The 12,424-nt window shown below is 76.7% G+C and carries 11 protein-coding genes, 5 tRNA genes and 1 pseudogene; 7 read left to right on the top strand and 10 right to left on the bottom strand.

The window, feature by feature from the left end; all coding sequences use genetic code 11:
• Positions 1-31 precede the first annotated feature (31 nt).
• The gene (locus tag HUT16_RS06065; RefSeq protein ID WP_176186166.1) at positions 32-835 is read left to right on the top strand and encodes an RNA methyltransferase; all 804 of its coding nucleotides are present in this window, start codon (positions 32-34) and stop codon (positions 833-835) included.
• A 45-nt stretch (positions 836-880) separates the two neighbouring features.
• Here HUT16_RS06065 and HUT16_RS06060 read toward each other — a convergent pair whose 3' ends face one another.
• A complete protein-coding gene (locus HUT16_RS06060; RefSeq protein WP_254897661.1) occupies positions 881-1,267 on the bottom strand; it encodes a hypothetical protein in 387 nt (128 codons plus the stop codon).
• Between the two features lie 115 nt (positions 1,268-1,382).
• Here HUT16_RS06060 and HUT16_RS06055 point away from each other — a divergent pair, with 115 nt between their 5' ends.
• Positions 1,383-2,261, top strand: coding sequence for a hypothetical protein (locus HUT16_RS06055; RefSeq protein ID WP_176186164.1), 879 nt, complete (start codon positions 1,383-1,385; stop codon positions 2,259-2,261).
• An 11-nt stretch (positions 2,262-2,272) separates the two neighbouring features.
• Here HUT16_RS06055 and HUT16_RS06050 read toward each other — a convergent pair whose 3' ends face one another.
• Positions 2,273-2,830 (bottom strand): hypothetical protein, encoded by a 558-nt coding sequence (locus HUT16_RS06050; RefSeq protein WP_176186162.1) that lies wholly within the window; start codon positions 2,828-2,830, stop codon positions 2,273-2,275.
• A gap of 403 nt (positions 2,831-3,233) precedes the next feature.
• Between HUT16_RS06050 and HUT16_RS06045 the strand changes: the two genes are divergently transcribed.
• On the top strand, positions 3,234-4,664 hold the full coding sequence (locus tag HUT16_RS06045) for a hypothetical protein (protein WP_176186160.1): 1,431 nt from the start codon (positions 3,234-3,236) through the stop codon (positions 4,662-4,664).
• Positions 4,665-5,224: 560 nt separating this feature from the next.
• Here HUT16_RS06045 and HUT16_RS06040 read toward each other — a convergent pair.
• Positions 5,225-6,601, bottom strand: a pseudogene (locus HUT16_RS06040) (serine/threonine-protein kinase); the annotation flags it as partial.
• Positions 6,602-7,190: 589 nt separating this feature from the next.
• Here HUT16_RS06040 and HUT16_RS06035 point away from each other — a divergent pair.
• On the top strand, positions 7,191-7,367 hold the full coding sequence (locus tag HUT16_RS06035; RefSeq protein WP_014134612.1) for a hypothetical protein: 177 nt from the start codon (positions 7,191-7,193) through the stop codon (positions 7,365-7,367).
• Positions 7,368-7,588: 221 nt separating this feature from the next.
• On the opposite strand, the gene HUT16_RS06030 is transcribed toward HUT16_RS06035, so the two are convergent.
• The 5 genes from HUT16_RS06030 to HUT16_RS06010 all read right to left on the bottom strand — a co-directional run bounded on the left by HUT16_RS06030 (position 7,589) and on the right by HUT16_RS06010 (position 8,101).
• Positions 7,589-7,663 (bottom strand) — tRNA-Val (locus HUT16_RS06030).
• Positions 7,664-7,693: 30 nt separating this feature from the next.
• Positions 7,694-7,765: transfer RNA gene (locus HUT16_RS06025), tRNA-Val, on the bottom strand.
• Between the two features lie 34 nt (positions 7,766-7,799).
• Positions 7,800-7,871: transfer RNA gene (locus HUT16_RS06020), tRNA-Val, on the bottom strand.
• 36 nt (positions 7,872-7,907) lie between these two features.
• Positions 7,908-7,981, bottom strand: a tRNA-Cys gene (locus HUT16_RS06015).
• Between the two features lie 47 nt (positions 7,982-8,028).
• A tRNA-Gly gene (locus HUT16_RS06010) sits at positions 8,029-8,101 on the bottom strand.
• 324 nt (positions 8,102-8,425) lie between these two features.
• Between HUT16_RS06010 and HUT16_RS06005 the strand changes: the two genes are divergently transcribed.
• From HUT16_RS06005 to HUT16_RS05995, 3 genes are read left to right on the top strand one after another with little or no spacing between them, the layout of a single operon-like run.
• The gene (locus tag HUT16_RS06005; protein WP_176192515.1) at positions 8,426-9,469 is read left to right on the top strand and encodes a chorismate-binding protein; all 1,044 of its coding nucleotides are present in this window, start codon (positions 8,426-8,428) and stop codon (positions 9,467-9,469) included.
• A complete protein-coding gene (locus HUT16_RS06000) occupies positions 9,466-10,293 on the top strand; it encodes an aminotransferase class IV (protein ID WP_176186156.1) in 828 nt (275 codons plus the stop codon). The genes HUT16_RS06005 and HUT16_RS06000 overlap by 4 nt, the downstream gene beginning before the upstream one ends.
• A gap of 45 nt (positions 10,294-10,338) precedes the next feature.
• The gene (locus HUT16_RS05995) at positions 10,339-11,193 is read left to right on the top strand and encodes a GNAT family N-acetyltransferase (protein WP_176186154.1); all 855 of its coding nucleotides are present in this window, start codon (positions 10,339-10,341) and stop codon (positions 11,191-11,193) included.
• A gap of 55 nt (positions 11,194-11,248) precedes the next feature.
• On the opposite strand, the gene HUT16_RS05990 is transcribed toward HUT16_RS05995, so the two are convergent.
• Both HUT16_RS05990 and HUT16_RS05985 read right to left on the bottom strand, forming a co-directional pair.
• Positions 11,249-11,737, bottom strand: a complete 489-nt coding sequence (locus HUT16_RS05990) for a DsbA family protein (RefSeq protein ID WP_176186152.1) — start codon at positions 11,735-11,737, stop codon at positions 11,249-11,251.
• Between the two features lie 60 nt (positions 11,738-11,797).
• On the bottom strand, positions 11,798-12,373 hold the full coding sequence (locus tag HUT16_RS05985) for a CGNR zinc finger domain-containing protein (RefSeq protein WP_176186150.1): 576 nt from the start codon (positions 12,371-12,373) through the stop codon (positions 11,798-11,800).
• Positions 12,374-12,424 lie beyond the last annotated feature (51 nt).

Genomic DNA, 12,424 nt, shown 5'->3' with positions numbered 1-12,424 from the left:
GCCCCGCCCCCCGACGTGCGAAAATCGTCCGGTGTCCGAGCCTCTCACCGTCACCGACGCCGCCGACCCCCGGCTGAGCGACTACACCGACCTGACCGACGTCGAACTGCGGCGCCGCCGGGAGCCCGCCGAGGGGCTGTTCATCGCCGAGGGGGAGAAGGTGATCCGGCGGGCGCTCGCCGCCGGGTTCCGGATGCGGTCGATGCTGCTGACCGCGAAGTGGCTGGGCGTGATGGCGGACGTGATCGCGGACGCCGACGCGCCCGTCCACCTGGTCGAGCCCGCGCTCGCCGAGCGGGTCACCGGCTACCACGTGCACCGCGGCGCGCTCGCCTCGATGGAGCGCAAGCCGCTGCCCACCGCGCCGCAGGTGCTCGCCGGGGCCCGCCGGGTGGCCGTCCTGGAGGGCCTGGTCGACCACACCAACCTGGGGGCGATCTTCCGCTCCGCCGCCGCGCTCGGCATGGACGCGGTGCTGCTCTCCCCGGACTGCGCCGACCCGCTGTACCGGCGGGCCGTCAAGACCTCGATGGGCGCCGTCTTCTCGGTGCCCTACGCCCGCCTCGACCCCTGGCCGGACGCGCTCGGCGCCGTCCGGGAGGCCGGGTTCGACCTGCTGGCGCTGACCCCCTCCGGTGCGGAGGACTTCACCACGGCCCGCCCGCACCTGCTCCCCAAGGCCGCGCTGATGCTCGGCGCCGAGGGCGACGGCCTGACCCCGAAGGCACTGGCCGCCGCCGACCAGCGGGTGCGCATCCCGATGGCGCACGGCATCGACTCGCTGAACGTCGGCGCGGCCGCCGCCATCGCCTTCTACGCCGTCAACCACGGCTGACGGCGGGCCCCGTGCGCGCGGGGCCCGTGCGTCCGGGGCCCGCGCTCAGGGGCGGGTGAACGCCGCCGCGTCCGCGTCGTCCAGCACGAAGCCGTTGTCGAACCGGACCCGGACCGAGCTGCGCGGGCCCGCCGCGCCGAACTCCCGCCAGTGCGGCTCCAGTTCGGCGAGCTGCGCCTCCAGCCGGCGCAGGCTCTCCGCGGGCATGGTGTGCCCGTAGTCCTCGAACAGGGCCCGCAGCCGCTCGTACTCGCGGACCTCCTCGGGCGGCGGCAGCTCCCCGGTCACCCGGACCACGGTGCCCTCGACACCCGCGCCGAGCAGCAGGAAGCCCACCAGCGGGCCGTCCTCCCCGGCGGACGCCCCGCCCAGCGCCAGGTCCTCGACCAGCCTGACGCGCTCTCCCTCCACCAGGGCCACCGCTCCCGCCACCTCTCCCGCCTCGCTCCGCACCGCCGCCGGACCGGCGCACGGCACCGCCATTATCCGCGGGCCGACCGGCCGTCGGCCTTCCGCCCGCACCGGACCCTCCGGTAGACAGTGCGGTGTGATCATCGACCTGCGGCGCCGCTTCGTCGCCCCGGCCCGCCGCCTCGCCCTGCGCCACGGCTACCGGGCCCCGCTCGCCGTGGCGGCCCTGCTCGCCCTGCTGTCGTGCACGCCGCACGGCACGGTGCACGGCGCACTGACGGTGGCGTTCGTCCTCGGCGGCTTCCTCTGGACCCTCCTGGACGTGCTCTTCCTCCCGGTCACCGTCCCGCTGCTGGTGATCGTCGGCCTGCCGGCCGCGCTCCTGGCGATCCGCCACCGCAAGCACCTCAGGCGGCCCGCCCGCCCCGGCAACAGCGCCCTGCTCTGCTGCGCCCTCGGCGTCGCGGCCGTCCTGCTGGGCGCGAGCGTGCCCGGCCAGGACGCCGGGCTGCTCGGCCTCGGCGCGCTCACCCTGCTCGGGCTCCCGGTCGGCCGGCTGCTCTGGCAGCAGACCCCGTGGGCGCACCGCACCCCGCACCGCACCCCGAGCCGCACTCCGCACCGCAGCCCGAGCCGCACTCCGCGCCGCGCCCCCGGCCCGCTCGGCCGCTGGCGCTGGGCCGCCGCACCGCTGCTGCTCGCCACCGGCGCCCTGCTGGTCCACTACGACGTCCCGGCCGGCGCCCGCTTCGCGGCCACCCGCCCCACCCTCACCGCCCACGCCGAACACGCCCTCGCCACCGGCGACACCGCCCCCGCCCGGGTGGCCGGCTACCGCCTGGAACGCACCGAACTCGTCGGCGGCGGCGTCACCTTCACCGTCGCGGGCACCGGCGTCTTCGCCCCGCACGGCTACGCCTACTTCCCGCACGGCACCCCCGTCGGCGAGTCCGTCACCTCCTACGACGCGCTCGGCGACGGCTGGTACAGCTGGTCGGGCACCGACCACTTCTGACCCGGCACCGCTCAGGCCGCCCGGCGCGCCCCCGGGGGCCGGATCGGCTGCGGCGCCGGCCGCCGCGGGTCGTGGTGGCGGCGGCCCGTCAGGTCGCCGACCCGGAGCACCAGGTCCGGCGCCGGGGGAGCGGGCCACACCGCCAACCGGTGCTCCTCCACCGGCCGGGCCGCGGTGTCGGCCTCCCGCCCCCGGTCCCGCCCGCGGGTCTGCACCCGCACCCGGTACCAGCCCGGCCCGGCGTGCGCCAGGTTCCCCGGCCCGTCGACGTCCACCCCGTCCCAGGCGCGCAGCCGCAGCTCACCACTGCTGTGCAGCGACAGCTCCACCACGCTCTCCCACTCCGGCCCCGGCTCCGGCGGCCGCCCCGCGCAGCGCTCCACCGTCAGCCGGACCAGCCCGGTGTGCGTGCCGCACAGCACCGTCAGGTGGTCCGGACAGCCCGCGGCCACCCCGTTCCCGTGGAACAGCCGGTCCAGCGCGTGCGCGTCCCAACCGTCCGGCAACTCCGGCCCGTACAGGAAGTACTGGCAGTACGCGACGTGCATCGCGTCGGTCGTCCACATCATGCGCACATGCTGCCGCCCCGTACTGACAAGCCGTCAACGCCGCCCGAGCGCCCTCCGGTAGCGTCCCGGCCATGCCGACCGCGCCGACCCCCGTCGTCCCGGAGGGCCGCCGGGTGCGGCTCGAACCGCTCACCCCGCGCACGTCCCGGCCCGCCTCGCCGACGCCGCCCGCGCGAGCGGCGCCGCAGACCTGCACGGCCGGGACGTCCGCACCGGCGCCGACCGCGAGGCCGAGGTCCGCCGCGGATCGACGCCGCCGACACCCGCTCCCGTAGGGCCGTCACCCGCCTCGCCGCCCGCCCCGCCGACCCGCCGCGCGGCCTGCTCGACCATACGATGACCGCCACCGACCGGCCCGCCGCCCGCGCCCGCCGCACCCGCCGCTGAAGGAGACCCCGCCCGCATGCCCGACGTTCCCCACGAGTTGCTGGCCGGTCTGGCCGAGAACCCGGCCCTGCCCGCCGACCTGGTCGACCGCCTGGTCGCCGCCCCGCACCGCCCCTTCGAACTCGCCTGCCGCCCCGACCTGTCCGGGCCGCAGCTCGACGCGCTGATCGCCCGCGACGCGCACGGCGTCGCGCTCAGCCGCCACCTGCCGCCGCAGGTCCGCCACCGCCTCGCCGCCCACCCCGACCCGAGCGTCCGGGTCGCCCTGGTCATCTCCGCCACCCCCGACGAACGCGACCTGTTCGAACGGTTCACCGCCGACCCGGCGCCCGAGGTGCGCGAGCAGCTCGCCCAGTGCGACCACACCCCCGCCGACCTGCGCGCCCGCCTCGCCCACGACCCCGCCCCGGGCGTCCGCGCCGCCCTCGGCCAGTACTGGACCGCCGCCCCCGAGCCCGTCCGCCGCGTCCTGCTCACCGACCCGGAGGACGGCGTCCGCGCCGCCGCCTGCGCCACCTACTTCCGCCGCCTGCCGCACCCCGTCCCGCCCGCCGACCTCGTCCCCGCCCTGCTCGCCGACCCGCTCACCCGGGCCGGCGCCGCCCCGCACTGCGACCCGGACACCACCGACCTCGCAGGCCTCGCCGCCGACCCCGACCCGGAGGTCCGCCGCGCCCTCGCCACCCACCCCGGCCTGCCCGCCGCGATCCGCGACCGCCTCGCCGCCGACCCCCGCGCCCTGGTCCGCCTCGCCGTCCTCGCCCGCCCCGACACCCCCGCCGCAGCCCGCGCCGCCCTCCACGACTCGGTCACCGGTCCGTGGGAACCGCCCGGCGAGGACGTCGACGAGGAGACCGCCATCGAGATCGAGATCGACCGCTTCGGGGCCGGCGCCGAACTCCGGATGCTCCGCCTGCCCTGGGTCACCGCCGACCCGCTGCCACACCTCGACTCGCCCCACCCGGTCTTCCGCCGCGCCGCCGCCGCCTCGACCGACCTGCCCGCCGAGGCCCGCGCCCGGCTGCTCGCCGACCCCGACAACGAGGTCGCGCTCGCCGCCGCCCGCAGCAGCTCCGACCCGATCGACCCCGTCACCGCCGAACGCCTCGACCGCGGGCACCGCCCGTTCAAGCGGATGCGCTGGCGGCCCGCCGACGCGTTCCCGCTGCCCGTGCAGACCCTGCGCCGGCTCGCCGCCGACCCCGCCCCCCGGATGCGGCTGCTCGCCCTGCGCGACCCCGACCTGCCCGCCGCCCTGCTGGAGCGCCTCGCCGCCGACCCGGAGGAGCGCGTCCGCCGCGCTGCCGCGAGCCACCCCGCCCACACCCCGGCCGCCTTCCGGGCCCTGCTCGACGACCCGTCGCCGTCCGTCCACCGGGCCGCCGCCGCCAACCCGGCCCTGCCGGTCGAGGAGATGCGCGCCCGCCTGGACGCCGCCGGGCTGTGAACCCGGGCGGGGGGTCAGTCCGTCGAGCCCGAGACGCCCGTGCCCGGCCAGGACTCCTCCAGGCCGCCGTCCGCCCGGACGGTGTACCGGGTGGAGGAGACCGCGCCCGTCCGGTCCACCCGCTCCTCGCGGATCAGCGCGCCGTTCTCCACCCGCCACACCGCGCCCGCCTCCGGGTTGGCGGCCGAGGCCCGGTCCGCCAGCAGCACGGGCGAGCCGCCGGTGAAGCCGTACAGCTGGACCAGGTCGACCGGGACCGCGCCCTCCAGGCGGCGCAGCACCACCAGCGCGGCCTGCGCGTCCCGGTAGCGGGCGGGCAGCACCGCGGCGAGCGAGATCGGCGGGCCGTTCTCGGTGGAGTGCCCGTCGTGCAGCCGGATCGCCGGGCCGCCGGACGGGTCGGGGTAGCTCAGGTTGGGCCAGTCGACCTGCGGCGGGACGCCGAAGGACGGGGCCAGCCCGGTGTCGCCGTGCCCGGCGGCGTTCGCGCCGTCCACCGACAGCGTCGTCCCGGTGGCCGGCTCGGCCGGCGCGCTCGCCACCCCGGCGGGCAGCGGGCCCGCGCCCTGCGCGTCCCGGTTCTCGCAGCCCTGCGCCACCGCGATGGCCAGCGCCACGCCCACGGTGACNGTCACGAACACCACCAGCCGCTGCCGCAGCAGCCGCTGCCGGGCGTCGGCCGCCCGCCCAGCGTGTGCGGGCGCGCGGCGGGGAGTGCGGTCCCGGCCGGGCACCGGGTGCGCTCCCGCCCGGGCGCGGGCGCCGCTCCCGGACGGTGTCCCCGTCCGGGCCGGCTGCCGCCCGCCGGGCCGCCGGGCGGCCGTCCGCCCGCGCCGCGTCCTGCCGGGGCATCGCCGGCGCGGCCACCGCCGGACGCCCGCCGGCCCCGGCCGCACCCTCCGCCTTCGGCACCGGGCGCCCGCCCGCCGCCGGACGCCCGCCCGTCGTCGCCCGCCCGCCCGCCGCCGCGTCCGGCCGCGGGCCCGCCGCCGCGCCGCGCACCGCGCCCGGCCGGGCCGCCGGACGCGGCTCCGCGCCGTGCGCCTCCTCGACGGCGCCGCCGCGGCCCGCGCCTCGTCCGTCCGCGNGGCCGCCGCCCGACCGGCCCGGCCGCCGCCCCCGCGCGCCGCCAGCTCGCTCAGCCGCTCGTGCAGCGCCGCCGCCGGCGGCCGCTCGGAGGGCTCCTTGGCCAGGCAGGCGCGCACCAGCGGCGCCAGCACCGGCGGGATGCCGGTCAGGTCCGGCTCCTCGTGCACCACCCGGTACAGCATCACCTCGGACGAGGCGCCCGACCCGAACGGCGACTCCCCGGTCAGCGTGAACGCCAGCGTCGCCCCGAACGCGAACACGTCGGTGGCGGGCGTGACGGCCGCGCCGCGCACCTGCTCGGGCGCCAGGAAGCCGGGCGAGCCGACCGCCGTGCCGACGTGGGTGAGCGTGGAGGCGCCGCGCGACCAGGCGATGCCGAAGTCGATGATCCGCGGGCCCTTGGGGGAGAGCAGGATGTTCGACGGCTTCAGGTCCCGGTGCACCACCCCGGCCTCGTGCACCTTCACCAGGCCGTCGGCCAGCGCCGAGCCGATCCGCGCCGCGTCCGGCCAGGCCAGCGGCCCCTCCTCGGAGACCTGCTTGTACAGCGAGGGCCCGGGCACGTACGCGGTGGCCAGCCAGGGCCGCTCGGTCTCGATGTCGGAGCCCACTACCCGGGCCGTGCAGCCGCCGCGGATCCGGGAGGCGGCGGCGATCTCCCGGGCGAACCGGGTGCGGAACTCGGCGTCCTCGGCCAGCTCGGCCCGGATCAGCTTCAGCGCGACCCGCTGCCCCTTGCGGTCGGAGCCCAGGTACACCACGCCCATCCCGCCGGCGCCCAGCCGCCGGTGCAGCCGGTACGGGCCGACGATGCGGGGGTCCTCACGCCTCAGCCGCATCATTGCCATCCGCCCGTACCCGTTTCCGTTCCGTCAGCCCGTGGGGTGAGGCCCCGTCCGATGTGGGGGGCCGTCAGACAACCGTCTCGGGACAGCTTACGGACAGGTACCGGCCCCGCGTCGACACGCAACACGCGAACCGCCGGTCGGATTGTCCGACCGGGGTCCGGCGCCCGGGTCCCGGACGCCCCGCAGCCCGCCCCCGCCCGCGGCGATCCGCACCCGAACCGACCCGCCCGTTCCCGACCCCCCGTCAGAAGCCCGTCCCCGCCCCGCCGTCGGAAGCCCGTCCCCGCCCCGCCGCCCCGCCCGGTTCCGGCGCCGCTCGACCCGCCCCCCAGGGGCGACCCCCAGGGTGGTTCAGGGGCGCTCCCGCCCCCGTCTCCGCCTCCAGGAGTACGCCGCCGCGCCGCTCCTCATCCCAGCGGAGGCGATCGGAACGGTACGCGGGCATGACGACCCCGACAGTCTCCCCGCATACGGTTGTTCACAGCGAGGGCGGCCCCGCTCGTCCCCGAGAAACCGCCCCCGCGCCAACCTCCGTCCCACCCCACCCGGCCCGACCCGCAGCACCAGCCCGGCAGGAGCACAGCACACCATGGCACCGCTCAGCAGAGCCCTCCGCCGCCGCCACCTCCCCGCCACGGAGACCCGGCACCCGGTCGTCGCACTCGCCATCGTCCTGCCCTGCGCCGTCCTGCTGCTGGCCCTGTTCGGGGCGTGGGACCAACTGGCGACCCAGACCAAAGCGGTCGCCGACCTGATCGGGCGCTGACCCCCTGATGGGGTAGGGGTCTTCGCCGGCCGGAGCCGCCCTCACCGTCGTGGACGGACAGCGTGAGTGGCACAGGCTGCAGCTCCGGCCCACCGGATGGCCGGGAACGACACGTCGGTGAGGGCGTGCCGTTCCCGGCCACCACCGTTCCCGCGCTTCCGGCCGAACCCCCTCGGAAACGCCGAGAGCCGCGGTCCGAAGTGGACCGCGGCTCTCAACCGTGGTGCGCGATACTGGGATTGAACCAGTGACCCCTACCGTGTCAAGGTAGTGCTCTCCCGCTGAGCTAATCGCGCGGGTCGATCCTGAGGAGGATCCGAAGCCAGTGCGCGATACTGGGATTGAACCAGTGACCCCTACCGTGTCAAGGTAGTGCTCTCCCGCTGAGCTAATCGCGCGGGTCGATCCTGAGGACCGGGATCCGAAGACCAGTGCGCGATACTGGGATTGAACCAGTGACCCCTACCGTGTCAAGGTAGTGCTCTCCCGCTGAGCTAATCGCGCGGGGAGGGTCTCCGGCCGGAACCGGAAGGACCCCCTTGGAGGTGGAGACGGGATTTGAACCCGTGTACACGGCTTTGCAGGCCGTTGCCTCGCCTCTCGGCCACTCCACCAGGCAACTTCTGAACCACTGGAGAACGATCTTACCCGTTCCCCGTCGAGCGGACGACGAGATTCGAACTCGCGACCCTCACCTTGGCAAGGTGATGCTCTACCAACTGAGCCACGTCCGCCTGTCTGCCCGGTCGGCCTCCGGTTTTCCCGGCTGCGCTCCCTGGCGACGTGTTGAACTCTAGCGGATTCCCGGCCCAGCTGAAAAATCCGTTCCCGCAGCGTGGCGCGGGGGTGGCCGCCGGACACCGAACCGCCCCGCCCGGCCCGGGCGTTCCGACGGGCCGCCGACCTAGACTTTCCGGTACCGGGGCGATCCCCCGGGGCCCGCCCCCGCGCCCGCGCGCGACCGGCACCCGAACCCGGCACCGGCAGCGGGCAGCACCGAACATCCGCGCAGGAGAACCGTGTCCGGCCGCACCCCGCACCCCAGCCCCCACCAGCCGATGGCCCGCTTCGCCGGCCGCCTCGCCACCGGGCTGCGCGAAGTCACCCACGACCCGGCCGCCCTCGAACACGGCGGCCTCTGGGCCGTCGTCCACGACTTCGAGGGCCGCCTCACCTGCGCCCGGTTCGCCGACGTCCGCCCCGACCCGGCCCCGCCCGCCACCGACCGCTGGCACGGCCCCGCCGCCGACTCCTGGCGCAGCTCCCTCGACGCCGACGCCTACCGCGCCGGAGTCCGCCGCATCCGCGAGCACATCGCCGCCGGCGAGGTCTACCAGGCCAACCTCTGCCGGGTGCTGAGCGCACCCCTGCCCGACCCCGACCGCACCGACATCGACGCCCTCACCGGCCTGCTCGCCGCCCACAACCCCGCCCCGTACGCAGGAACGATCCGGCTGCCCGAGCACGGCGTCGAGATCGCCACCGCCTCCCCGGAGCTCTACCTCGCCCGCCGCGGCCGCACCGTCCGCTCCGGCCCGATCAAGGGCACCGGCCGCACCGAGCACGACCTGCTCGACAAGGACCACGCCGAGAACGTGATGATCGTCGACCTGGTCCGCAACGACCTCGGCCGGGTCTGCCGGACCGGCACCGTCACCGTCCCCGACCTGTGCGCCGTCGAGAAGCACCCCGGCCTGGTCCACCTCGTCTCCACCGTCGAGGGCACCCTGCGCCCCGGCGCCGGCTGGAGCGACCTCCTCGCCGCCACCTTCCCGCCCGGCTCCGTCACCGGCGCCCCCAAGGGCAGCGCCCTGCGCATCATCCGCGAGCTGGAGACCGCCCCCCGCGGCCCCTACTGCGGCGCCGTCGGCTGGGTCGACGCCGACCGCGGCGAAGCCGAACTCGCCGTCGGCATCCGGACCTTCTGGATCGAACGCCCGCCCACCGGCGCCCCCGTCCTGAAGTTCGGCACCGGCGCCGGGATCACCTGGGACTCCGACCCCGACCGCGAATGGCGGGAGACCGAGCTCAAGGCCGCCCGGCTGGTGGCGATAGCCTCCACGGGCACCCCCGAAACACCCGAAGGAGCACCCCGCCGATGATCTGGGTCAACGGAACGCTCACCACCGAGGACGACGCCGCACTCTCCGTCCTGGACCACGGACTCACCGTCGGCGACGGCGTCTTCGAAACGGTCAAGACCGAGCACGGCGAACCCTTCGCCCTCACCCGCCACCTCGACCGCCTCACCCGCTCCGCCCGCGGCCTCGGCCTCCCCGACCCCGACCACGACCTGGTCCGCGCGGCCTGCGCGGCCGTCCTCGCCGCCAAGCCGCTGCCGCTCGGCCGCCTGCGCATCACCTACACCGGCGGCACCTCCCCGCTCGGCTCCGAACGCGGCACCGCCGGCCCCAGCCTGATCGCCGCCCTCGGCACCGCGAGCCCCCGCCCCGACACCACCGCGGTCGTCACCGTCCCCTGGCGCCGCAACGAGCACTCCGCCGTCACCGGCCTCAAGACCACCTCCTACGCCGAGAACGTCATCGCCCTCGCCGCCGCCCACCGCGCCGGCGCCAGCGAGGCGCTCCTCGCCAACACCGCCGGACTGCTCTGCGAGGGCACCGGCTCCAACGTCTTCCTCGTCCTCGACGGCCGCCTGCTCACCCCCACCCTCGCCTCCGGCTGCCTGGCCGGGATCACCCGCCGCCTCGTCCTCGACTGGACCGGCGCCGAGGAGGCCGACCTCCCGCTCGAGGCGCTCGCCGACGCCGAGGAGGTCTTCCTCACCTCCACCCTCCGCGACGTGCAGGCCGTCACCCGGATCGACGACCGCGAACTCCCCGGCCCGGGCCCGGTGACCCGCAAGGCGATGGAGGTCTTCGCGGAGCGCGCCGCCGAGGACCGCGACCCGGTCCGCAAGGGATAGGCCGGAGGGGATAGAAGGGCGCCCCGGGCGGGAAGGGGAGACGGCATGACCACCACGTTGCGGCCCGACGGGCCCGAGGAGGCGGGCGTCGGCGGCGGGCGGACGCAGCGCTGGCACATCATGGTGAACGGGCGCCGGGTCGGCGGCCTGCGCACCCACGGGTGGGCCCGCACCGGGCGGTACCCCGGCGAGATCTGCGAGCTGGAGGTCGCCGAACCGGACCGCCGCCGCGGCCGCGCCACCGTCGCGGTGCTGGCCGCCGAGGAGGTGCTCCGCTACTGGGGGTGCGCCCGGGCCCAGGTCACCGTCCCGGTCGAGGCCCCCGTCGCGCTCCGCCTCGCCCGCTCCCTCGGCTACACCGAGCAGATGCGCAACCTCGGCAAGCGCCTCGACCACCTCCCGACCCGGCCCGACGGACTGCCCGACGGCCTCACCGACCGCCCGGTCACCCCCGAGGAGTACCCGCTCTGGCAGCGGGCCGCCGTCGCCGGCTACCGCGAGGAGCTGATCGGCGCCGGCCTCGGCCCCGACGAGGCCGCCGCCCGGGCCGAGAACGACCACCGCCGCGCCCTCCCCGTCGGCCTCTCCACCGTCGGCACCGTGCTGCGCCGCCTGCTGGACGCCGACGGCAACGTGCTCGGCACGATCTGGGTCACCCTCCACCAGGACCGGCTGCCCGACGGCAGCCCGCTCGCCTGGGTCATGCTGGTCGAGGTCGCCCCCGAACACCGCGGCCGGGGCCACGGCCGCACCCTGATGCGGATCGCCGAACGCGAGTGCCTGCGGGCCGGCGTCCGCCACCTCGGCCTGAACGTGTTCCGCGACAACGCGGTGGCGATCGGCCTGTACGAGTCGCTCGGCTACCGGACCACCCGGCACCTGCTCGGCAAACCGCTCTGACCCCGCCGACCCGGCCCGCGACCCGGCCCGCCACCCCGTCCGCGCCGGGGGCGGCTCAGCCGTTCAGCAGCTCGACGATCCGCTCCCGCAGCCCGTCCTGCGACTTCCCGCCGTCCAGCCGCTTCCCCGCCACCACGTACGTCGGCGTGCCGGTCACCCCGATCGCCCGCCCCTCGGCCACGTCCGCGTCCACCCACAGCATGTGCCGCCCGTCGACCAGCGCGGTGTCCACCTCGTCCGCGTCGACGCCCACCGCGGCGGCGATCTCCACCAGCACCGGCGCCCCGCCCCGCTCGACGTCCTCCAGCCGGGCCAGCACCGCCTCCGCGAACTCCCAGCCGCGCCCCTGCTCGAACGCCTCCGCCGCCGCCTCGGCCGCCGGGTACGCGTGCTTGTGCTTCTCCAGCGGGAAGTGCCGCAGCTCGACGGTCAGCGCGTCGCCGAACCGCTCCCGCAGCGCCCGGACGTCGTCCAGCGCGGTACGGCAGTCGGGGCACAGCAGGTCGCACCAGAACTCGACACGGGGCAGCGAGGAATCACTCATGCCGCCAAGTCTCCCAGGTCGGCGGCGCCCCGCCGACGGCCCGCGGCCCGGCGCCCCGCCTCAGCGGCCCGGGGCCGGCACCGCCTCCGCCGAGCGCTGCCGGGCCCGGTACGCGGCGACGTGCAGCCGGTTGCCGCAGGTGCGGCTGTCGCAGTAGCGGCGCGAACGGTTGCGCGACAGGTCGACGAACACCCGGGCGCAGCCCGGCGCCTCGCAGCGGCGCAGCCGCTCCAGCTCACCGGCCATCACGATGAACGCCAGCGCCATGCCGAGCTCGGCGGCCAGGTGGCGGCCGATCGCGGCGTGCGGGGCGAAGTAGTGGATGTGCCAGCCGTGGTGGTCGTGGTTGGTCAGCCGGGGCGTGGTGCCGGCCTCCGCGACCACCGCGTTCACCAGCTCCGCGGCCCGCTCGACCGACCCGGCCGAGAACACCTCGCGCAGCCGGGTGCGCAGCTCGTGCACCGCGGCCAGGTCCGCCGGACCGAGCGAGTCGATCTCGCTGATCTCCTGCCGGACCACGAACGCGCTCAGCGCCGCCACGTCGGGCAGCAGCTCGCTGCCGCACGCCCCCGGCGCCGTGTTCAGCAGCTCCACCAGGATGCTCAGCGCGCACTCGGTGTCATGGGTGATCAGCACGTGGGGGCTCCTCACGCGGCGCCGGCCCGGGGCCGGCGCGTCGGTCATCGC

Origin of the sequence: Kitasatospora sp. NA04385, from assembly GCF_013364235.1 — a bacterium.
Lineage (GTDB): Bacteria > Actinomycetota > Actinomycetes > Streptomycetales > Streptomycetaceae > Kitasatospora.
The sequence above is the reverse complement of the archived record's forward strand: the minus strand, read 5'-3'. Positions and strand labels throughout refer to the sequence as shown.